Origin of the sequence: Nostoc sp. (assembly GCF_041747015.1) — a bacterium.
Lineage (GTDB): Bacteria > Cyanobacteriota > Cyanobacteriia > Cyanobacteriales > Nostocaceae > Nostoc.
Genome location: NZ_JBGTFY010000031.1, coordinates 1 through 20666, shown reverse-complemented (window position 1 = coordinate 20666; position 20666 = coordinate 1). Strand labels below are relative to the sequence as shown.

25 protein-coding genes, 1 tRNA gene and 1 pseudogene are annotated in these 20666 nt (G+C 45.8%); 10 read left to right on the top strand and 17 right to left on the bottom strand.

Annotated elements, in window-relative coordinates; genetic code table 11:
- Nucleotides 1-93 precede the first annotated feature (93 nt).
- The 7 genes from ACEW80_RS02575 to ACEW80_RS02545 all read right to left on the bottom strand — a co-directional run bounded on the left by ACEW80_RS02575 (nt 94) and on the right by ACEW80_RS02545 (nt 5970).
- On the bottom strand, nt 94-927 hold the full coding sequence (locus ACEW80_RS02575) for a hypothetical protein (protein WP_373525093.1): 834 nt from the start codon (nt 925-927) through the stop codon (nt 94-96).
- Nucleotides 928-929: 2 nt separating this feature from the next.
- Nucleotides 930-3431, bottom strand: coding sequence for a hypothetical protein (locus ACEW80_RS02570; RefSeq protein WP_373525092.1), 2502 nt, complete (start codon nt 3429-3431; stop codon nt 930-932).
- 233 nt (nt 3432-3664) lie between these two features.
- Entirely contained in the window at nt 3665-4021 is a 357-nt protein-coding gene (locus tag ACEW80_RS02565) for a hypothetical protein (protein ID WP_373525091.1), read from the bottom strand.
- Nucleotides 4022-4615 carry a hypothetical protein gene (locus tag ACEW80_RS02560; protein ID WP_373525090.1) on the bottom strand — a complete coding sequence of 198 codons (594 nt, stop codon included), beginning with the start codon at nt 4613-4615 and terminating at the stop codon, nt 4022-4024.
- Nucleotides 4612-5274: a hypothetical protein gene (locus ACEW80_RS02555; RefSeq protein WP_373525089.1), complete on the bottom strand. Its 663-nt coding sequence runs from the start codon at nt 5272-5274 to the stop codon at nt 4612-4614. Before ACEW80_RS02555 ends, ACEW80_RS02560 begins: the two co-directional genes overlap by 4 nt.
- Nucleotides 5261-5629, bottom strand: a complete 369-nt coding sequence (locus ACEW80_RS02550) for a hypothetical protein (protein WP_373525088.1) — start codon at nt 5627-5629, stop codon at nt 5261-5263. The genes ACEW80_RS02555 and ACEW80_RS02550 overlap by 14 nt, the downstream gene beginning before the upstream one ends.
- A 2-nt stretch (nt 5630-5631) precedes the next feature.
- On the bottom strand, nt 5632-5970 hold the full coding sequence (locus tag ACEW80_RS02545) for a hypothetical protein (protein ID WP_373525087.1): 339 nt from the start codon (nt 5968-5970) through the stop codon (nt 5632-5634).
- A 246-nt stretch (nt 5971-6216) separates the two neighbouring features.
- On the opposite strand from ACEW80_RS02545, the gene ACEW80_RS02540 reads away from it, so the two are divergent.
- Entirely contained in the window at nt 6217-6393 is a 177-nt protein-coding gene (locus tag ACEW80_RS02540) for a hypothetical protein (RefSeq protein WP_373525086.1), read from the top strand.
- A gap of 18 nt (nt 6394-6411) precedes the next feature.
- Here ACEW80_RS02540 and ACEW80_RS02535 read toward each other — a convergent pair whose 3' ends face one another.
- The 5 genes from ACEW80_RS02535 to ACEW80_RS02515 all read right to left on the bottom strand — a co-directional run bounded on the left by ACEW80_RS02535 (nt 6412) and on the right by ACEW80_RS02515 (nt 10866).
- A complete protein-coding gene (locus ACEW80_RS02535; RefSeq protein WP_373525085.1) occupies nt 6412-9108 on the bottom strand; it encodes a VapE domain-containing protein in 2697 nt (898 codons plus the stop codon).
- Nucleotides 9109-9368: 260 nt separating this feature from the next.
- Nucleotides 9369-9656 carry a hypothetical protein gene (locus ACEW80_RS02530; RefSeq protein ID WP_373525084.1) on the bottom strand — a complete coding sequence of 96 codons (288 nt, stop codon included), beginning with the start codon at nt 9654-9656 and terminating at the stop codon, nt 9369-9371.
- Nucleotides 9649-9894 carry a hypothetical protein gene (locus tag ACEW80_RS02525; RefSeq protein ID WP_373525083.1) on the bottom strand — a complete coding sequence of 82 codons (246 nt, stop codon included), beginning with the start codon at nt 9892-9894 and terminating at the stop codon, nt 9649-9651. Before ACEW80_RS02525 ends, ACEW80_RS02530 begins: the two co-directional genes overlap by 8 nt.
- 130 nt (nt 9895-10024) lie before the next feature.
- Entirely contained in the window at nt 10025-10333 is a 309-nt protein-coding gene (locus ACEW80_RS02520; RefSeq protein ID WP_373525082.1) for a hypothetical protein, read from the bottom strand.
- Nucleotides 10334-10500: 167 nt separating this feature from the next.
- Nucleotides 10501-10866 (bottom strand): hypothetical protein, encoded by a 366-nt coding sequence (locus tag ACEW80_RS02515; protein WP_373525081.1) that lies wholly within the window; start codon nt 10864-10866, stop codon nt 10501-10503.
- Between the two features lie 209 nt (nt 10867-11075).
- Here ACEW80_RS02515 and ACEW80_RS02510 point away from each other — a divergent pair, with 209 nt between their 5' ends.
- From ACEW80_RS02510 to ACEW80_RS02480, 7 genes are all read left to right on the top strand, one after another.
- Complete coding sequence (locus ACEW80_RS02510; protein ID WP_373525080.1) at nt 11076-11261, top strand: hypothetical protein; 186 nt, start codon at nt 11076-11078, stop codon at nt 11259-11261.
- 173 nt (nt 11262-11434) lie between these two features.
- Nucleotides 11435-11800: a hypothetical protein gene (locus tag ACEW80_RS02505; RefSeq protein WP_373525079.1), complete on the top strand. Its 366-nt coding sequence runs from the start codon at nt 11435-11437 to the stop codon at nt 11798-11800.
- Nucleotides 11801-11877: 77 nt separating this feature from the next.
- Entirely contained in the window at nt 11878-12081 is a 204-nt protein-coding gene (locus ACEW80_RS02500) for a hypothetical protein (RefSeq protein WP_373525078.1), read from the top strand.
- A gap of 108 nt (nt 12082-12189) precedes the next feature.
- Nucleotides 12190-12552 carry a hypothetical protein gene (locus ACEW80_RS02495; RefSeq protein ID WP_373525077.1) on the top strand — a complete coding sequence of 121 codons (363 nt, stop codon included), beginning with the start codon at nt 12190-12192 and terminating at the stop codon, nt 12550-12552.
- Nucleotides 12549-13799, top strand: coding sequence for a hypothetical protein (locus tag ACEW80_RS02490; RefSeq protein WP_373525076.1), 1251 nt, complete (start codon nt 12549-12551; stop codon nt 13797-13799). The genes ACEW80_RS02495 and ACEW80_RS02490 overlap by 4 nt, the downstream gene beginning before the upstream one ends.
- A 273-nt stretch (nt 13800-14072) precedes the next feature.
- Nucleotides 14073-14495, top strand: coding sequence for a hypothetical protein (locus tag ACEW80_RS02485; protein WP_373525075.1), 423 nt, complete (start codon nt 14073-14075; stop codon nt 14493-14495).
- Complete coding sequence (locus ACEW80_RS02480) at nt 14495-15628, top strand: site-specific integrase (RefSeq protein ID WP_373525074.1); 1134 nt, start codon at nt 14495-14497, stop codon at nt 15626-15628. Before ACEW80_RS02485 ends, ACEW80_RS02480 begins: the two co-directional genes overlap by 1 nt.
- Nucleotides 15629-15705: 77 nt before the next feature.
- Here the strand turns inward: ACEW80_RS02480 and ACEW80_RS02475 are convergent.
- The 3 genes from ACEW80_RS02475 to ACEW80_RS02465 all read right to left on the bottom strand — a co-directional run bounded on the left by ACEW80_RS02475 (nt 15706) and on the right by ACEW80_RS02465 (nt 17512).
- Nucleotides 15706-15778: transfer RNA gene (locus ACEW80_RS02475), tRNA-Phe, on the bottom strand.
- Nucleotides 15779-15854: 76 nt separating this feature from the next.
- Nucleotides 15855-16724 carry a metal ABC transporter permease gene (locus tag ACEW80_RS02470; protein WP_373525106.1) on the bottom strand — a complete coding sequence of 290 codons (870 nt, stop codon included), beginning with the start codon at nt 16722-16724 and terminating at the stop codon, nt 15855-15857.
- 11 nt (nt 16725-16735) lie between these two features.
- Nucleotides 16736-17512 carry a metal ABC transporter ATP-binding protein gene (locus tag ACEW80_RS02465; RefSeq protein ID WP_373525073.1) on the bottom strand — a complete coding sequence of 259 codons (777 nt, stop codon included), beginning with the start codon at nt 17510-17512 and terminating at the stop codon, nt 16736-16738.
- Between the two features lie 146 nt (nt 17513-17658).
- Here ACEW80_RS02465 and lpxA point away from each other — a divergent pair, with 146 nt between their 5' ends.
- Complete coding sequence (gene lpxA / locus ACEW80_RS02460) at nt 17659-18465, top strand: acyl-ACP--UDP-N-acetylglucosamine O-acyltransferase (RefSeq protein ID WP_373525072.1); 807 nt, start codon at nt 17659-17661, stop codon at nt 18463-18465.
- A complete protein-coding gene (locus ACEW80_RS02455; RefSeq protein WP_373525071.1) occupies nt 18462-19580 on the top strand; it encodes a Gfo/Idh/MocA family protein in 1119 nt (372 codons plus the stop codon). Before lpxA ends, ACEW80_RS02455 begins: the two co-directional genes overlap by 4 nt.
- A gap of 275 nt (nt 19581-19855) precedes the next feature.
- On the opposite strand, the gene ACEW80_RS02450 is transcribed toward ACEW80_RS02455, so the two are convergent.
- A complete protein-coding gene (locus ACEW80_RS02450) occupies nt 19856-20209 on the bottom strand; it encodes a DUF1801 domain-containing protein (RefSeq protein WP_373525070.1) in 354 nt (117 codons plus the stop codon).
- Between the two features lie 198 nt (nt 20210-20407).
- Nucleotides 20408-20666: pseudogene (locus ACEW80_RS02445) on the bottom strand (ISAzo13 family transposase); the annotation flags it as partial.

Genomic DNA, 20666 nt, shown 5'->3' with positions numbered 1-20666 from the left:
TTTCAAATCTTTTTACAACTTAACTATAGCAACAGTTTTAGAATGGTTTGTTTACCGGAAATATAATATATTCGCTTCAGTTTTTAGAATGGTTTAAATTTTTACTAATGGATTATATCTATAAGTTGTGTCTACTAAAAATAGTGGGTTTGGTTCACCTGGAATAAGCGCATAAGCATACCTAAATCTAACATTTACTACTCGCCTATATGCTTTTTTAGTACGTGTTTTTCCCATAATTACCTGAGTGCCGCTAGATAATCCGATGGTGCTAGATTTTTTTGGATTATGTACAGTAATTGATTTCTCATCATAAGCAACATCAACTACTTTACACATTCTCTTGTAAATATCTATAGCATCGGTTTCAGTATTTGCTAATATTTTAGAGCCATTGGGAAAACCATTTTTTGCGTCTTTGTAACTAACACATAAATTACCCTTAGTTAAAATAATCCCTTTTTTCGCGTCCACAAATTCTATTTTTATTTCATTAGCGATCTCCAATAATTTAGTACGTAAATTGCTAGAAGTATTTTCTAAAGCCATTAACCTAACGCTGTATTCTGCATCAGCTTTTGATTCTTCATTAGGTACAGCTTGGGCATCTTGCGAAAAATAAAATACTATTTTAGGATGTCCAATTACGGGAGGCTCTTGACTTTCTTTACTGCCATAAAACAGTACTAACCCGTTTTTACTATACCCAAGAATGTCATACAGTAAAGCGTGTCTAAGATTAGTCATGCCTACAGTATCATTCTCTTGATGTGTGCAAGCTGTCCTTAGTTGGCTCCTACCATCAGCAAGCGATAATTCCCAATTCTCACCTAAATCTCCAAAAAATCGCGCTACTTCTTTATTGGCTGACTTTTTGAAAACATCCTGCAAAAATTCTGCTGTATTATGCCCCTCTGGTAATGCCATTATTAATCTGCTCCATTAAATAAATCTTCCGGCAATATATTTGATATCGTGCTACTAATTTTAGATGCTAGTTCATCGGCTTTTAATTTATCCGGCTCTGGTGCTTCTTTGCCTTTGTTTTCTGGTTTATTATCTTCTTTCATTGCCTTAGTTAGTTCTGTACTTGCGTTAGTCAATTCTGTTATGGACGCGATTACATCTAATGGCACTTGAGTTACTGCCAGTACCGTTGATGCGGTAGCCTGTAGGCTTTCTAATCCTTGAGTAATTCGATTAAGTTTAGGCTGTGGGTTCATCCATCCGTAAGCATTCTCTAGCACCTCTCCAGATTTCCTAAGAGCGTTTGCTACCTTACCAACTTTACCCATTGTCATCTCTAATCCAGTAAGGATAGTTGAAGATAGTCCCTGTAAAGCATTAAATATATTTGTCGTTGCCTGATATATGCGGTTAGCTTTTGCCCATGCTGTTGTGAGGTTTGTATAGTTTTCAGCCCCAACTACACCTTTAACCAAATTCTCAACTGTGCCACTAACCACAGATCCGATATCGAATCCGCTACCATCTTCTTTTTTTAATCCTATTGTTGTGAGAACATTATTTATAATTCCTATAAAGGTTTGTCCAATGTCGCTTGATAGCATCAATCCATTATGGATAGTTGCACCAAAGATTAATATATTCAACACTCTATCTAAATGCATCCAATCAGCGAAACGTGATAATTTACCACCAATGCCACCTGGCAACTGATTGCCTAATTTATTATTAATAATGCCTAATAATGCTAAATCCGCGCCTTGCCCGGCAGCATTCACGGCACCTAAAATATTTCCTGTATTGGCATTAGCATTATTGTTAATGTTTGCAGCATTATTGTCGAGTGCTTTAGCCATACATCCACCCGGTTGAGTGGTTCTGCAAGTTCCTGTGGCGGCGGCGTTTTCTATTTGTGGCAAAGTAGGAATATCGGGCCTGATTGCAGCTGCTGCGCGACCCGGAATTAGGGGTAAGAAACTAAGTATTTGATTTAATTTTGGGAGTGCAGTTGCATTCACTTTTTCTTGTTCCTTTAATCCTGTATCAATTTTTTGGATATCAGTTTCAGTCGTTTTTAAATCAGCTTGAATTAGTCCTAAGCTAGCTCTATTTTCTCGCTGAAATTCTTCAAAGCGTTGGTCGGCAGTGAGAGTACTTAATCGTACAAAGTCAGCATTCTTACGGTCGAACTCTTTCGATAAATCTGATAACTGTAAATCTCTAATTTTTAAATCTTTATTATTTTGTTGCTGAAACGCTGCAAAGCGTTGATCGGCAGTCATATTACTTAACCGTACGAACTCCGCATTTTTTCTATCAAATTCTTTTGATAAATCTGATAATTGCAAATCTTTAATCCCTAAAGCTTTGTTATTGTCGGTGATAAATCTATTGAATTTGTCATCCAATTGTTGTTGTAATGGTGCGAGATTGGGAACTTCTCTAGTTCTAGATTCGTTTAATGCTTGATTTGCCGTAGCATTAGCGCTTGCTACGCCTTGAGCAAGATTACTTGCTCCGTTGATGGCTACCCCCGCCAAGGTTGTAGCAGCGTTTACTTGCCCCGTAAGCACTCCTACCGATGCTTGCACTCCTCCAATTTGAGATTGCAATGGTGTAACAATTGCCCTTGCGGCTGCAATTGCATTAGTGTTAATAGCTGCAATATCTACTGGCGTAGCGGGTTTTATTCCTGCAAGATTCGCTCTAACTGTTGCTAACTCTGTTTGTAGTTTTAAGATTGTGGCGTTAACAGAGTTCTGAAGTCCATCACTAGCTTTACTGCTAATACGTGCTATTTCAGAATTTATTTGTTGAATTTTTCCATCTAAACTAAATTTATTTTGACGAGTCTCATATAGTGCATCGTTGCTCTGTTTTTTTGCTTCTGCTACCTTGCCCTCAATAGTTATTTTGCCTTGTCTAGTTTCGTACAAAGCATCATTACTCTGTTTTTTAACATCAGATATTTTACTTTCTAAAGATGTTTTGTTTTGGCGAGTTTCGTATAAAGCATCATTCGCCTGTTTTTTCGCTTCAGTTATTTTACTTTCAACAGTATTTCGTTCTTTTTCAATAGCATAAACTCTATCTCTTGTGCGCTGATCTGCTAATTTACTTTCGGCGATAGCTTTTTTATTATTCTCAATTCGTCCTTTATATACATTTAATATTCCCAAGACTTTAGAAATACTTGCAGAAAGAGATTCCTGCCCTCTTTCTGCCATATCAGCACGCCAACCTTGAATTTCATTGACAATTTGAACTACACCGATTGTCGCAATTAGTCCTATTAGGGGAGCATATTTTGTGAGGAAATTTCCAGCACCAGCAATTGTTTTACCCACACTGGTAGCTTTTGATAGTTTGTCATTTCCTTTACCATTTTCAATTACTTTGTCAACTACTTCTTTTGTTGCCTCGGACGCTTTTCTAGCTGCTCTTAAACTTTTAACTTGCTTCATAGCATCACTAATAAACTTTTTGCTAGGAGAGGAAAGAATGATTTTCTTACCATTAGAAAAGGTGGTAACATATCCTTTCCAACTCTTTCGCAAAGCTTCTCTTGCCCCCCTGGACTTATTAAAAGTTCCCCTTGGATCTGCCAGGTAACTATTCCAATTAAAATTTTGAGGAATAGAATTAGGTATTTTTATCCGTGGCGCTTCTGGAATAGGTGTTCCGTTCCAATTAGGCATTACTCGTCATCTCCTAGAAATCCTATAACCTCTGAAACAATGCCGACCAATGGCGTTATCATTTCATGCAATCCTTGAAAAGCTTGAATAAAATCTTGATTTGTATTTTCGATATCTGCAAAATTATTTAAAGATTCTATTATTCCTGTTTTTAATGCTTCTTGGATTTTTTCAAGTTCATCAAGCCTTTTTAATATTTCTTTTAAAGAAGTTTTTTGATCAGGAGTTTTTGAAGCACCTGGATCACAGCACTTTTTTAGATTACGCTCTAACTCGCGTATTTTTTTATTTTGGTCATCAATTTTGCGATTTAGTGCGGCTAGCCCTTGGTCGATGTCTCTGCAAATTTCTGCCATTTACCGACCTGCCTTATTAGCAATATTTTTCAGGCGATCGCCTGTTTCTTTGCACGGGACACAGCAGTATCCTGGGTATTTAGGATGAGTACATTTCCGACTGCCTTTAGGGCAGTCGTCACCACAAATAACTTCATAGTCCAAAGGGCATTTGCCAATTTTCTCAAATATTGTTGAGCCGTTGTACTTAACGGTCAACTTGCATTTTTTGAGTGGTGGAATTGCACAAGATCCACTACTAATAAATCCGCTACGCGGGGCATCCGTAGCTGAAGGGGAAACGGATTGAGTGCCGCTTCTATAGTGATACCCTGCACCTTCTACGTTTCTCCCGTCTATGTAGGGTTCATGTCCAGAGCCGTTATACTTAAAGCTTGGACTCTCGCCCCATGCGAACACTTCGTAATAGGCATTATTGTTAACACCCTGTCCAGTGAACCGCCAACATTGCCCTACAGGATTAGGATCAATCTTTTCTACTTCAGAAGTTTCTACAGTTATTGGTGTTTGTTTGGTGATGAATTTCGTTTGGGGCTTTTTATCAAACGAGTAATTTATCTGAGCAGGTGAAACGCCATTGCAATGTTCGCTCATGCTTGATACTCACCATATAACTCTACTTCTCCCAAGCAAAAATAATTATGTCCTTCGGAATCAAGCCCGTAATTTAGTATTTGGAATAAAGAATAACTAATGGATGGCGTTACAGGTAAAAATAACCATTCACTCGCAGTATCTAGAGTAGTATTGTTAGCTTGAATATCTAAATCAGCCCAACTAGATCCGTTGTCGTTACTACCTCGTAGCTTCCAGTTACGAGGGTAATAAAGATTACTATTTCTAACCCTAATTGAATAGCCATTGCTTTTAAGTTTCCCACTTCCAGTACTGAAACTTACCCAACTATTAGGCGAATTACTGGTATAAAACTGACTCTCATCTCTATTGACTAGAGATTCTAGAGACCCACTTGCAACTGATGAGGCGCTTACTATTAAACCTTTGTTTATAGGATTAACCCAACTTTGAGTTTTTTTCTCTGTGCCCAAATAGTAAAACAACCCGTTCGTGTCACCCGAAGTCGCGTAAGTTAGATTGGTGGAAGCAGGGGGAGTAGGAGATCCAGTAGTCACACCTTTTAAGAAGTCAGACATTTGAATGCTATAAGTTAGCCCTGTCGTTGGGTTTTGCAATGTCAAAAAATCGCCATTTTCAGCAGTAGTTTTTATTGGAAAATCTTTAATCTGAGTCATCTATTTTGTAAAGTGTATATGATTGAATTACAAATTGATTTCGGATAACTCCTGTATCTCCATCTGGGATATAAACTGGCCATCGGAATATTTCTAATAATTCATACAATTGGCTGTTGTCATATTCAATTGGAGAATTATTCTCATCAGTGATAGGATTACCATTTTCGTCAGTTAAATGGCCTTGAAAATTTTCTAGTGCTTTCAAGAGCATAGCTATTACTAATTGTTCGGCGCGATTATTTGCTGTAGCGGTCATTCCAACTGCTGCTAAATCGGTTTTTCTGATTACCAACTCAGTAGCAGTTTGATTAGCACCATCACCAAATAGTTGAGCAAGTGTTAGCGCAAACATGATTAATAAAGGTCAGGGTCGATTGTGTTCGCTCCGGCAAGTAACCGATCTATCTCTACGGAGATGGTATTTCGCAGATAGATAAGGTCGTTTCGAGTAGTGATAGATGGGCTGAAACCATCTACGACCGCAACAGATTGGTCAATATTTAGATCCCTAGCCTCATCTGTTAGCGTTGTTTTAAATTTCAACATGATTGCTATCAACAAAGATTCGGCGGTGTTTGTAGCCGAAGCAGTCAAACCCGTAGAGGTCAAGTCAATTTTGCTAATAGTTAAGGTATCTGCTGTCTGTGTGGCGTTCGCTCCGAAAACTTCGATAAGCGTTGGTTCAGTTGTCATAAACGAATTTTTTATTGAAGTGCATGAATCCGTTATATGAGCAATCAAAAAATAAGTAAATGCTCCAGTTTTATGTAAAACCAGAACTTTTATATTTTTGAAAGCCTTGATAGAAGGCGAACTACAGGATACTACTTAAATATCGAGGAGAAACATTCTTGATTTACCCTTGTAGAGGGAAAAACAGGAATAAAGCGCTTAATTTTTAAGTGCTTACCCTTACGTGTTGATTTATATAAATTTTTTGTGTTGCGACAAAAATTAAGTTTCGTCACTTGGCAGCGCGATCGCACTCTCTACCTGAAAAGTGCGATCGCAATCCTGACGATACCACCGAGGGGTATTGCCATCTTTGCGCTTATTCCAGCCATTGCGATACGTGCGCCAGCCGTGGCAACGGCGGCACTACTGAACGCGGGTTAGGTTTTTGGTCCCTGATTACTACATCTCCTCAAATTCGCCGATATGAGAAGTAATAATCGTATTCTTCGGAGTAGTAAAGATGAAATTGGTTGTCGTGGGAGGATTTGGTACATTTTTGAGCATGCACCCCTCAATCCACTCGTAGTCATCCTCTCCCATAATCCGCACCTTGAACTTGTAATCTAGGCTCTCGACCTTGGGACTGAAATCTTTCCTTATCTTCTCTTCCCACTGTTGAATTACGCCGCATTCTTTAGCCAGTCTTGGCAGCACCTTTTTATCTGGGGTTGCCTTGATGCTCTTATTTAATGTCTGTCCGTCTGGCGTAGCGAATTCCAGCCAGATTTTACTATCCCCATTCTTGAATCGGTGATAGGGTTCGGCACTGCACTGAACCGTTCCAAAGTCTGATTCTACTTTGAACATAAAAGGTTTGGTTTCATAAAGACTGTAATAGCTGCATTTTGGGGGACGAGTAATAGCGTTGCTCTCGCTTGTTGATTCAGTAGGGGACGCGGTTATCTCACTGTATGCAACCTCTTTTTCCGGGAAAGTTTCAAATTCTAATGGATCTAATGGATCATCTGGATCAAGCTTGATATGACTGGGTTCTGGATGATCCATTAGAAATAATTCTAATGGATCATCTGGATCACTGACAGGCTCTTGTATCGGTTGAACTGATTCGACCTGGGGATACTGATCCAGATGATCCATTAGAATTATTTCTAATGGATCATACTCAACCCCTTGCTGTGACTGGGTTGATCCAGATGATCCATTAGATCCATTAGAATTCAAAACTTTCCTGACCCAAGCTCGTAATGCATGACCATTGACCCATTTTCTTTGTTGATGCCATCCGTTCATTTTCATGATGGATGCTACTCTTTTTTCCCCTAATTTGTCTTGACGTCCTGTTTCTACGTCCAAAGCATTAAGTAGGATGTCATGAGTTGTTACCCAATCGCGCTGGCGAACAAATGACAAGATTTTTTCTTCCCACGGGTCAGATGATTGATAGTCTTTATTCGCTTCCGCCTGTTTGGTAGATTCTGCATGACTTAGCCACCACTGATGTCCCATTTGATAAAGATGGTTGGCCGCAGCCCAAATCAAATCTCGCTGGCGGATTAATTCTTCGATGGGAATTTCCTTGAGGACTGGGACGATGAAAAATCGTCGGTTTCCTGTGGGGTCGTTGAGTAATTCCTGTTCGTTCGAGGTGGCAACCAACAGGCAAGCTCTCGGATGCTCTTTGATTTCTCTCTCGTAGGGAATTCTGAAGGGGTCAACGGTGTTACTCAAGAATTTCTTGAAGGCGCTAATGTCTTTCTTCTTATATATGTGTTCAATTTCGGCTAATTCAATTCCCCAGAAGTGGTGGAGTTTCATGAGTTCATCCTTCTCGTTACTATCGCTCAACTCATCGGTGAACCAGTCCGCGCCAAACAGTTCCTTCCAGAATGTGCTTTTTTTGAGTCCCTGTTCGCCAACCAGGACACAAATATCTTCCGCTTTCTCGCCGGGGCGTCTGGCCCTGGAGACTGCGGCGATGAGTGTTTTTTTGAGGTAAATGTTGTGCAGAGGGTCAGTTGTACCAAAGTATTTGAAAGCTAGATTGTCCAGAATTGATAAGTCTGGGCTAGGAAAACGGGATTCTAATCCGTCGAGGTATTCGACTACTGGGTTGTAAGCGTTAGTTTTTGCTATGGACATAACTATTGAGTGAGCATCTTCTTTTGAGATGTCCATGTCAAATTCTAGTGCTATGTAGAGTTTTAATAGGTCTAAATCCATTCGAGAATTGTCGAACTCAATATATTTTTTGAGTGTGTTTAATCGAATAGAATCACCCCATCCTTGGCTGATGATTTTATAGGCGCGAGACATTCTGGATTTCCTTTCTTCCTCTTCAAATTCGTTTTCTTGAGCCTTGCGCTTCTCGTCTAACTCTTTTTTCCACTCTTCTATGGTGAATGCTTCATCGATTAACTTTTTAAATTCATCTCCACCTTTGGCGGCAATGAAATCATCCATTCCCTTGATGTCTGGGGATGGCGGCAGCGCGATAATCATCACCTTTGAACCGGTGGCTGATAAATCACGAGCTAACGATATCAGCGCATATTGGACTGGTCGCTTTTCGATGACATCAGCATCAAATGCTAGGTAAAAAGTGCGCCCGAATCCGGCGAATGCTTCTAACCAATAATGTAATCTGCCATTTTTTCTACAAGTACTCACTCCAGGAATACTGATAGTTGGAATTTCTAAGGTTAGTCCCGCAGCGGCTTTTTTTGCACCTTCGGTTATCAGAATGGGCAGGCTTTTATCTTCTCGAATGAGTTTCCAGAAGTCTTCGATACCTGTATTCAAAAACAGTGGTGCTGTGCTGGCTCCAGTCGTGCCTATGTATTTTTGATACTTGCCCTTTTTATCGATTGGGGCTGTATCAGGTTTTACTTGTATACCTTCTAGTGTGTTCTCTCCAGTTAACGGATCTATACCAGATACAGACCAAGCGGGTACTAGATGGTTACTATGCTTGTAGCGGCTTTTCGTATTCCGATTTAAGATTTTATCGAGTTCTCTAGGATCTTCAATGGTTCGGAAGTTAAGGTCGATAATTCTATCAGAAATTGCGCTAGACTTGAACTCTTTCCAGTGGCGTTCTAAGACCCCACTCACAACGCTAAGGGTAGATAAAATCATTATCCAACCCTCCAGTTAATGCTATTCTTGTGAATAGGAGGAAGTGATTCCTTAATCCTTCCTGGTAAATAATTTTTCATAAATTAAGTCCTTCTTTTTGTTTCTCCAGTTGATTACTGGAGTTTTTTTTTACTTGTACTGGCGGTGTCATTTAGTGGTTGAAAAGTCGATCGCTATTTCGATACAGGAGTATCGGTAAGTTGTAAATACAAGAGGAAGTTATCGAGTTCGTCCTCGGTCAGGAGCAAGCGCGATCGCACTCAGTTTTTTGAAATCCTCCTTTCTATCAAAAGCTGGGCATTGTCTTTCAAACAAATAATCACTTCAGGATTCTGCTGGCACATAGATGGCAGGGACTCCAAGAACGCAGCCGCTAGCTGTATTGCCTCAAATCTCTGTAGCCTGGGTTCAAGGGTTCGCACGAAATCCACAAACAAGAACATTTGCATTCCTAATTGTTCCGAGGCATGGTTCATCTCCGGGCTGACAAAGGCGATCTCATCGGGGGTAACTACGATCGCTGCTTTAATTTCTTCTTCTCTACTCATGGGTCGGTGATTCGGTAAGTTGCAGGAACAAGAGAAAATTGTCTAACTCTTCCTCGGTCAGGAGCAAGCGCGATCGCACTTGGCAAGTTTTATGCAGATGCTCTCTGGCTTGGGGGATAGTCCAGCCTAGCCTTTGCATCTCGATATCGGTCTGGTTCATTAGGTCGTTGAATTTTTCTCTGTCTTGCATTGGGCATTGGGCATTGGGTATTCGGCTGGGGAATCCTGGATGCATCATTTTTAAGAAGTGCGATCGCAGTCAAGAGTTAAGAATTAGGAGTCACAGGGGTAAAGTCAACGTAATAGTCAATAAAAAGCGGCGGTCAACCTTGGACTGGTCAAGCGCCGCATCCACTGAATGGGAATTATTAGCGTCCAGTCCTTATGTCATCAACAATTTTCTCTAGATACCAGGTATTACTCATCCCCGGTCTAATCCGTCGCTCTTGATTTAGTAACTCCTTAGCTTTGGTGTTATTGCCTTTGAGTAATGCGAGTAAATCAGCTTGTAGGTCTTTGGTTTTGGCAGAATAATCATTGTTGACTGGTTGCCGCCGATTGGCTGATGGATCGGTGAAGTTGAAATTCAAAGCGCGCCTCAGTGACTCTGGCAGCAGTCGCATGATTAGCCAGACCAAGCCAGCCACTCCGAGAAACACGACAAGAATCGTAACCATCTGCAGAATTAAGGCTGGAAGTACAATGTCCATAGATTGAGTTAGTAACGTTACTCAATCACTGTGCGGGAAAATTCCTGATAGAGCCATCAGGAAATTCCGCATTTTAATTCCACCGCTGCCCGATCGCACAAAACAAAGCCGTCCTGCCAATAGGTAGAACGGCTTTATTCTGTATGAACTATGTCTTCTAGGGTTTCAGGAATCTGCTTTAGGCTTTGAATTCTATCCTGTACCTGCTTAATTTGTTGTTGGTGATAGTAAAACTGTTCTTCGTGGTAAGCCAGCTGCCTTTCATTTTCATCAATTAGCTGGCTAATGATTTTCCCAGGGATTCCACTATCTGTCCATTCTCCGAAAGCGGCATCTGGTTGGTGGCTATCTTTTCGACTAGTTCCGATCTGGTTGTCCCCATGTCCTCTGCCAAAAGCCGGAATAACTCCCAGGCTTCCGGGTTCACCTTTAAGGTTACTAATTTGGTTACTCCCCTCTTGTTGGGGCGACCTCTGCTTGCCATTCTTTGTTATTTCCATGCTCGACACCCTAATTATTGCATATCCATAAATACGATATTGACTAGTATATACGAATATACTATTGTAGTAAGCATAATGTATATTCGTAAATACATTATTAGATTACCCCAAACCCGGCAGAGATAGCAGCCTGCCAGCACTGAGCAAAACACCAAAGACCTGCTAGGGGAAAGTGACAACTGAAAACTTACCAGGAGATACCCGACATGAAAATAACAGTAAACGAACTAAGGGAGAAGCTGCTCGAATTCCCGCCGGAATCTGAGATAGCGATCGAGGATTTGGATGATGATCAAGAATTTTTTATTGCCAGCTTTAATCCCGGTGATAACAAACTAACGATTGTGATCACCAGCGAAGAAGAGGAGGAGGAAGAGACGGAGGAGGGATGAGGCAAGCAAAAGGCGGTCACTTGTTAGGAGCGATCGCCAAATTTAAAACCTCATGCAGGAGATTTTAGCAATATTCAGCCGCTGCGCTGGACAGGAAAACCGACATAACGATTACTGAGCAAACATTACAGCCATCAGACAACACGCTATTACTAGACCACTATTAAGCCACTATGAGCGAACAAGAAACCATCGAGAAAGCGACTAACGGACGATTGCTAGCCAACTACAGCAACCGTAAAGGACGTAAGAAGGAATGGAAAGACCTGACTGTTGACCCACTCTCGGAGGGGTCTGACAGCCATCAAGCCGAATATGTGACGGGTAAAGCTCCAATGACTTGGGCGCTGCTCGAAGTCGGACAACTGTTCTCTCGCTCAAAAAGCGGCAAGAATCTGCACTGCAAACTCAACCATGGCCGCGCCATTTGCCTAGATACTCGCCAAGCGATTGAAGTCAAGCCCAGTATCCGCAACTCCTTACAGGTTTGGGTGGTTACGAATTTCAATTCAACCTCTGCCATCAAAGCCGATTTTTAAAGGCGATCGCCCATCTACCGGATTGCGATCGCCCCAAACCAAGGACATTGTTTTAGATAAAACAACTCACCAAGATTATGCCAGAAGATATCAACAAATCCTACGTCGAGCGTTACATTAATCGCGCCAACGCGACAGATAACGAAGCTGAAAAAAATAACTGCCTCTATCGTGCTGGCACACAGATGGAAGTCATTGAGTGCAACGGCAACGACAAACTAACCTCAGACCAACAGCAGACAGTATTGAATGCGGCCAGTCAATTACTGGGGAAAAAATGAATCAAGCAAGCGTTCTTATTTGCATCATCGGCGCTCTAGTGATTGCGATCGTGGCACTCTGTAAGGAGCAGACTGATCGCCCCTTACACTTCAAAATTGAGGTGCACTATGGCAGATGAGCAAAAGATAGTAGTTGAGATACCCAGCGATCGGGGCTATTCGCCAGGACCTAGTACACCCGAAGTATCAAAGCTGGAGGAATTCAAGAAAGGGTGGATAAATGCGATCGCGCTGCCAGATAATCTACCGGATTTAATTTATACCCTGACCTCCTCAATATCCATTCCCGCCTTATTAAGTAGCTGTTGGGTAAACATCCCCTTTCCTGGGTTTATGCGCGGGGGAGTGTTGGGAGTTCTCGTAATTGCTGGGGTTGTCGTCCTCTATTTGCGGCAATCCGTACCAGAGGTTAAAGATATTCTGCTGCTGCGTGTTGGTTTGGTTGCTGTGGGAGTGTTGCTAGGAATATGAGTAGTAACTTACACCCATCCCAACTACACCAGCATTTACAGATGTACACCTGTGCCAAATGGTCGTTTTGGGGTAGTCTCGCCGTTAGCTGTGGTTTATTGCTCTTAGGTGCATCTCAGAAGCCGGATTCTAAGCCGTGGGTACTGGGTGCATCAGTCGGCGTTTTGGAAGTGGGGCGCAGACATCGCCAAACGGCCAAACTACTCCAGGAATCGCTAGGTGATATCGACCGAGCATCACGGCTCAACTTCCAGGCGTGGGCAAGGGCAAACACTCAACCCACGGCACAGTTAGCCGTCACGGTTGGCGCGGTCGATCCCAACTGGAAACCAGAGAACTTAATCACCGATCCAGTTGAGTACATCCAGAAAAAACAGAAACACGTTGCCCTCATTGGCGGTACTGGTGACGGTAAATCAACTTTCACTCAATACTTATCTTCAAAAATCGGCGGTAGGGTCGTCGTCTATGATTCCGATGCCAAGCCCGACGATTGGGCATGGCTGGATCAAAAAGATGTCATTGGCAGAAAAGGGAACTTCAAAGCCATTGACGCAGCGATGGGCAAAGACTTGGAAATATTGGAAGACCTAGTTCAGCTTAGGGGTGAAGGGGGGGATAACGCGATCTCAGGTCGTGAGAGATTCCTAATTGCTGAGGAATTTCCAATATTAGTAGATGAATGCGACCACGCCGCCACCTGGATCAAACGTCACGCCAAGCGGGGGCGACGATACAAACAGTTTGTCTGTGCATTAGCCCAGAACGACACTGCTGAAAACTTCGGTTTACAAGGGGATAAAGACACCCTTTACAGCTGCTTCTGTTTAGTGAGATTAGGACAGTTCGGACGCGACCACGCCAGGACTAAACTAAAAGATCCTCAGCTAGAACAGTGGTTAAAGTCCGGTGGGAAAAAGCGGTTTATGGTCGATGATTGCCCATGTGAGCTTGACCTGAGCAACTGGGGAACCGGAGCGACGGTACAGGCGGAAACCTCCGGCGGGGGAAATGACGAGGAGAGATCGCAAGCCAAACCCATGAACGAATTTGAGCAATTCATTCTTGACTGGGGGCAGCAGCACCCAGGCGAGATTTTAAAAGCCGCTCATCTCAGTCGTGCTACGCGGTTGTTTGACAATATGCAGCCAGACGAAATACGGATCTTCTTCGCTTCTATGGCTGACCGGGGGCTGGGGGAAGTCGAAGGCAGTGGCGATCGCTTGGGCTGGAGGTGGTCGAAATAATGTCTACACTTTGTCTACAGTCCGTCTACAGGCTGTAGGCAAAGCTTTACAGGTCAATTAATCAGTAATTTACCTGGGTTTAAGTGGAAGTGCGATCGCTCAACACATCACCAATAACCACTCGAAAGTCTGTCTACACCGTCTACAATTTTTTAGCGTTAAAAATTCGGCTGTAGACTGCGAAAATAGCTCCCAGAGCGGCTTTTTGCGGATGTAGACAGAATTTCTGGGGTTTAAAAAACTTAAAAAAACCACACAATTTTTAACTCTGCGATGTTCACGACAAATTGTCCGCAATGCGATTCTACTAACATCCGGTATCAGCAAAGCTATGGCTTTTGGGAGTGCCAAGAATGCCTTCATGTTTGGGCGACTGACAGCGATGATCCAGATTATGACGAAGAAGCGCTAGACCTGGGGGCGTGCTGTGGCTGCGGCTGCACTGGGGAAACAGTGCAAAATCTCATCATGCTGCAAAAGAAAGCTCCCGTGCCTGGCACTGGCTGGGGGTGCTTGGTCTGTGGCGTGCCGAGCGATGGGGCTGTCGCTGTTGTCTGCAATGATTGCTTGGCGCGGCTAGACAAACAGCCGGATGTCATCAAAGAAATTATTTACGGCTATCCAACCGAGAAGAAACGGTATTCACTAGCCGTGCTAACCGAATTTTTTGACCACAGAGACATACCCCACGGGTAATGGATAATGCACTTACCAAAATCAACGATCGCCTAAAACTGGCTCAAATTGGCGTAGTTGTTCAGCAACTATCAAATAGGCTTTATCTTCGGGCAACTTTGCCACCCAAGCCAAATTCGCCAAAGACCAAACCCTACCAGCAACGGATCGCGCTCGGAATCTACGCAAGCATTGAGGGATACAAAAGAGCCGAAGCTGAAGCGAGGCTTTTAGGTGGTTTGATTGCCTGTAAAAATTTCAAATGGGAAGCTTACCTAAAAACACCCGCCGGAGTTTTCCCCGCAGTTGCAACCATTGAGAATCTGATTCAAAAATTCGAGAAATATTACTTTGAAACCAGAGATCGGAACCAGCAGAGTGAGACTACCTGGAAAATTGACTACTGGCGAGTATTTCAAAAACTACCCCAAACAGAGGTTCTTAATCTTGAAAATATTTTAAAAGTGGTGACTAATACCACTCCCGACACCAAAACCCGGAAGCGTACTTGTATGGCGCTCTCGTCCCTGGCTAAATTCGCCAGCGTCGAACTTAATCTCAAACCCTACAAAGGAAAATACAACCCACGCTCAGTTACCCCCAGAGACTTGCCAACGGATCTAATCATCGCCAAACATTTTTACCAGATTGAATCAGAGTCGTGGCGCTGGGTCTACGGAATGCTGGCGACCTATGGATTGAGAAATCATGAAGTATTCCGGCTTGACCTGGGAGCGATCGCATCTGGTGATTATGTTGTCAGCGTTGGCGAAAACTCCAAAACCGGTTCCCGGCGGGTCTGGCCTTGTTACCCAGAATGGTTTGAAGAATTCCAATTACAAAAGGTGTCATTGCCAAAAGTTGATCTAAACCAAGCCAATCACGCTTTGGGTCACGTTGTCACGGTTTGGTTTAAGCGTCACTCCATCCCCTTCGCCCCCTACAACTTGCGCCATTGCTGGGCCATTCGAGCATTAGAATTCGGTCTAGATATTTCCCTTGCTGCCCAACAAATGGGACATTCTGCCAAGGTTCACTCGGAACTTTACCACCACTGGATTAGCCACAAGCACCACCAAAGAGCTTTTGAATTAATGGCGAACAAAGGCGAACGCCCCCAGGTTCCCCGAATTTTGGGGCATCAAAAGGGGTAAAATTTTTTGACTAAACTTTGCCTAAGCAGAATTTATGAGTTGTAGTCAAAAATCCTTGGTGTTGCGTTGTTTTGAAATGCCAGGAACCGGACTTGAACCGGTGACACGAGGATTTTCAGTCCTCTGCTCTACCAACTGAGCTATCCCGGCACGGGGTTTTATTTGAGCCACGATTAATAAATGTAGCAAAGATAAAAGAATATAGCAAGTCCTTAGAGAAAAAGATTTATGCGCCTTTCAATCTCAACTTGAACCAGATGAAAACGGCTACAAATAGTAGAAACTGGACAAGAACAATACTTGGGCCAGAAGCAAGATTGAAAATACCTGATACAATGATGCCAACAATGCTGCTAATGGAACCAACTATCACCGAAATTACTAGAAAGCGGCTAAAGTGGTGACTCATCAGTTTGGCTGTGGAGGCGGGAATGACCAAAAAGGCGTTCACCAGTAAAACGCCGACAGCTTTAATCGCTACAGCAACGGCGAGCGAAAGCAAGACCACAAATGCGTAGCGGTACAATTGGACGGGAATCCCCTGAACTTGCGCTACATCGGGATTAAGGGTCAACAAAATTTGCTGTCGCAGAGTTGATAGTAAGAATATGCTACCCCCAACAAGTACTAGGAGCGTCAAAATCAAATCTGTGGTGTCGATCGCCAGAATATCGCCGAACAGCACAGACATCAAGTTGCCACGATATCCTTTAATCAGGCTTGTGAGAATTAGACCGATCGCTAATGCCCCAGATAGCACTATGCTAAGTACGCTATCGCTACCTAAGTCGGTTTTGTCGATAAAGTAGAGGACTATAACACCAAAAACTAAGGTAAAAGGTAACAGCATCCAAGTAGGATTTATTTGTAGCAGCACACCTAACGCCACACCTACTAATGCTGCATGACCAACCGCGTGGCTAAAAAAAGACAACTGGCGCAAGGTAACAAAACTGCCCAACATCCCGCCAAGTATTCCCATCAAGGCAGCACCCGCGATCGCCCGCTGCATAAAAGGGAATTGTAACAATTCTACCAAGTCATGACCATTGGCGATCGCAAGCCTTACTATCTGACAATCATTGAAGAAACTCATATTTATGGGCATTAATGTTGGTGCTGGTAGCGACTGAAACCTGGGCCATAAGTTGCTAACAAGTTTTGCGGTGAAAGAGCAATTTCCGGCTTACCAGTACAAACAATACTTTGATTAAGGCAAAGCACGCGATCGCAATGGCGATTTACCATATCAATATCATGAGAAACTTGCAATACCGTCCAACCCTCCTCCCGCTTTAATTCATTTAGTAAAGCATAAAAATCTGCTGTACCTTGCACATCAACGCCAGCGAAGGCTTCATCTAATACCAAGAGTTTCCGAGGCATTACCAAACAATAAGCCAATAAAACCCGCTTGAGTTGACCACCACTAAGAGTACCAATAGCTTGATGCTGTAAATGTTCAGCATTAGTTCGCCGTAAAGCTTCTGTTACTGCTGCCGATTTTTTCCGGTCTTGTCTCCACAGCTTGGAGACAAATGAATCCTCCCTTTTCCCTTCATTAGCCCATCCCAGTCCCACCAATTCGCTGACAGAAATGGGAAAGCTGCGGTCAAAGATGAAGTTTTGCGGCATATAGCTCAACAAGTGACGTGAACGCCCCAGCCTTGCAATTGGGCGACCCAATATTTCAATCGTACCAGCACTTCGAGGTATCAAATCTAAAACTGCTTTTACCAGGGTACTTTTACCAGCACCATTGGGGCCTACGATAGCTGTATCTGTTCCTGACAACAATTCAAAGGAAACATCTCTAACAGCTAGATAGCTGCCTTGATAGACAGTTAATCCTTCTACTTTCAAAATAGCAATGTCATTGGTCATTGGTCATTGGTCATTGGTCATTGGTCATTGGTCATTGGTCATTGGTCATTGGTCATTGGTCATTTGCTACTCGACAGCCACCAACAACCAAACGACCTCTGACTTCTGACTTCTCTGAACCCTGAACTCCAAACCCTGAACCCTCCATGTCCACCATCGTCGCACAGCACGCGGTCATTGACTCTCGCGCGGAAATCGCCGAGGACGTGGAAATCGGTCCCTTCTGTGTGATCGGCCCGCACGTGAAAATCGGCCGCGGCACGCGGCTGGAGAATAACGTCACGGTCATGGGCAGCGTCACGATCGGCGAGCACAATCGCATCTTTCCCGGCGTCGTGATCGGCGGCGACCCGCAGGACTTGAGCTACCGCGGTGAAGACGCACAGGTGATTATCGGCGACCACAACGTGATCCGCGAGGCGGTCACGATCAACCGGGCCACGACCAAGGAAGACGGCATCACGTCGGTGGGCGATCATTGTTATCTGATGGCCTGTTCTCACGTGGCCCACGATTGCCGTGTGGGCGACCGCGTGGTGATGGCCAACGGCACGCTGCTGGGCGGGCACGTGCACGTGAACGACAACGCGACGCTGTCGGGTGGCGTGTGCGTGCATCATTACACGACCATCGGCAGTTACAGCTTCATCAGCGGCGTCAGCCGCGTGCTGCACGACGTGCCGCCGTACATGCTGGTCGAAGGCATGCCGGCCCGGCCGCGGTGCATCAACATTGTGGCCCTAAAACGCAACGACTTCCCGCCCGAAGTGATCGCCGCGCTGTCGGAAGCTCACCGGCTGCTGTATCGGTCCAAGGTCGGGCTAGACAACGCGCGCGAGATTCTGCGAGCCAACCAGCAGCTTGTGCCGGCCGTGAATCATTTGCTCAGCTTCGTCGAAATCCAACAAGAAGGCCGCCACGGCCGCGGGCGCGAACACCGGAGGGCCGCGTGAAACGCTTGCGAGTTGCGGTTGTCGGCGCCGGCCATCTAGGCCGCATCCACACGCGGCTGATTCAGTCGGTCGACGAAGTGGAATTGGTCGGCGTGGCCGACTCAGTCGAAGAAGCTCGCCAGCGCGTGGCCGCCGAATTCCACACCGCCGCCTTCGCCTCGCACCACGAACTGATCGGCAAGATCGACGCCGCGATCGTCGCCACGCCCACCAAATCTCATCACGCCGTCGGCCTGGAATTGTTGAAAGCCGGCGTGCACGTGCTGATCGAAAAGCCAATCACGCTGACCGTGCCCGAGGCCGACGAACTGGTCGCCGCCGCCGCGGCACGCCGACTGGTGCTGCAAGTCGGTCACGTCGAGCGATTCAACCCGGCTCTGGCCGCTGTCGAACCGCACGTATCGAATCCGAAATTCATCGAAGCCACGCGCACCAGTGGCTACACGTTCCGCTCGACCGACATCGGCGTGGTGCTCGACCTGATGATTCACGACCTGGACGTGGTTCTGTCGCTAGTCCGCAGCGAAGTGATCGACGTCCAGGCACTGGGCATCGCCGTCTTCGGCCCGCATGAAGACATGGCTCACGCGCGGCTGGTCTTCGCCAACGGCTGCGTAGCGAACCTAAACGCCTCGCGGACCAGCTTCGATTCGCACCGCAAGATGCAGATCTACGCCGAGCGTGCCTACGCCGGAGTCGACTTCGCCACCGGCGCCGCCAAGATCGTGCGGCCCAACGCCGATGTGCTCGCCCGCGAATTGGACGTGCATCGGCTCTCGCCCGCCGAACAAATGCACGTCAAGGAAAACTTGTTCCGCGAATTGCTGGTGCTGGAAGAGATTCAGGTCGAGAAACGCAACGCGATCCTCGACGAGCAGCACGATTTCGTGATCAGCATCCGCAGCGGCGGCGAACCGCGAGTGCCCGGCCGCCAAGCCCGCGACGCCCTGCTGGTCGCCCACCGCATCCTCGACCAAATCGCCGCCCACCGCTGGTCCGGCACCCCCCAAGGCCCCACCGGCCCGCACGCCCTCCCCACTCCCTCCGTCCTCCGCGGCCCACACTGGACCCACGCCACCCGCGAATCCGCAATCGAGAAGCGGAAAGCGGGATAGTGTCACCGCACCTCTGTTGCCCTGCTTCGTGACAATCGACGTGCCACTGTTTCGCAGTCCTCGGAGAAACAGTGCCGAGCGGTAAACGTGATCAAGGCTGTGGCACACACGTCTTGATGAGTAGCAAGGAGGGTGCAAGCGAATGGAGAGTCCAGCTCGAATACGTTGCCCGTGGCAACCGTGCGGACGGGGCGAGCGGCAGCTCGCACCGATGTGTTCAGTGCCACGGCGGCGCGAATGAGCGCCTGCAACGCCTTTTCATCAATCTTGACCCCTCATGGAAATCGATGGCACGCCTGGTGTTGCCTGCGAAGGCTGGAGTTGAAGAGGCCTGCAGGGTCCGCAAGCGAGGCGCCCTTGGCGAAGGTCATCTTCACGACATTCTTGTACGTCTCACCGGTGCAGATCATTCCGGCGTGCGACCACACCGGAACCCCTCTCCACTTCCACTCCTCGACCACTTCGGGGTCGGCCTGCTTGATGAGCATTCGGACCCGAGCGAGCGTCTCGCCCCGCCAACACTGGAGCTCCTTGATTCTCGCATCGATCAGTTGAGAGGGCGACTCTCCTCCTTTTCCTTCCTTCGAGCCGCTCTTCGTCTGCTTCATGGTTGTTGTCGCTTTCTTCATGGTTGTTGTCGCTCGCTCGTGCTAGTCGGCACTGTCCACCAACGTTGGTCCAAGGACCGAGAACTCGCGCGGCGGCCCCTGTCGAGGCGGGGTTTCGAGACACAGCCCCCGACCTAGCCGCCTTCATAGGCCCTCAGCGTACGCGTTCACGGGCCGAGTGTGACGTTCGTTCAGATAAGGCAACTCCCGGCAAAAAGTTTACCTGCTAGAGATGGCGGGGGAGATGCGAACGAAGTATTTGGGAAGTGCTTCGTCGCGTTGGAGTCGTTGGGCGATGGCCTGGAACGCCTTCTTGCCCACGCGAACACCTTTTTCATACGTCGCTTCGCAGAGGTGGACCACGGGCCGCAGTCCCTTCCAGGTCATCGTCCCGGCCCAGTTCAGCACCGTTGTCACGTTGTCCAGCAGCGTCCCGTTCCAGTGTCGCTCCAGGATGCCCCAGCAGCGTTCGATCGGA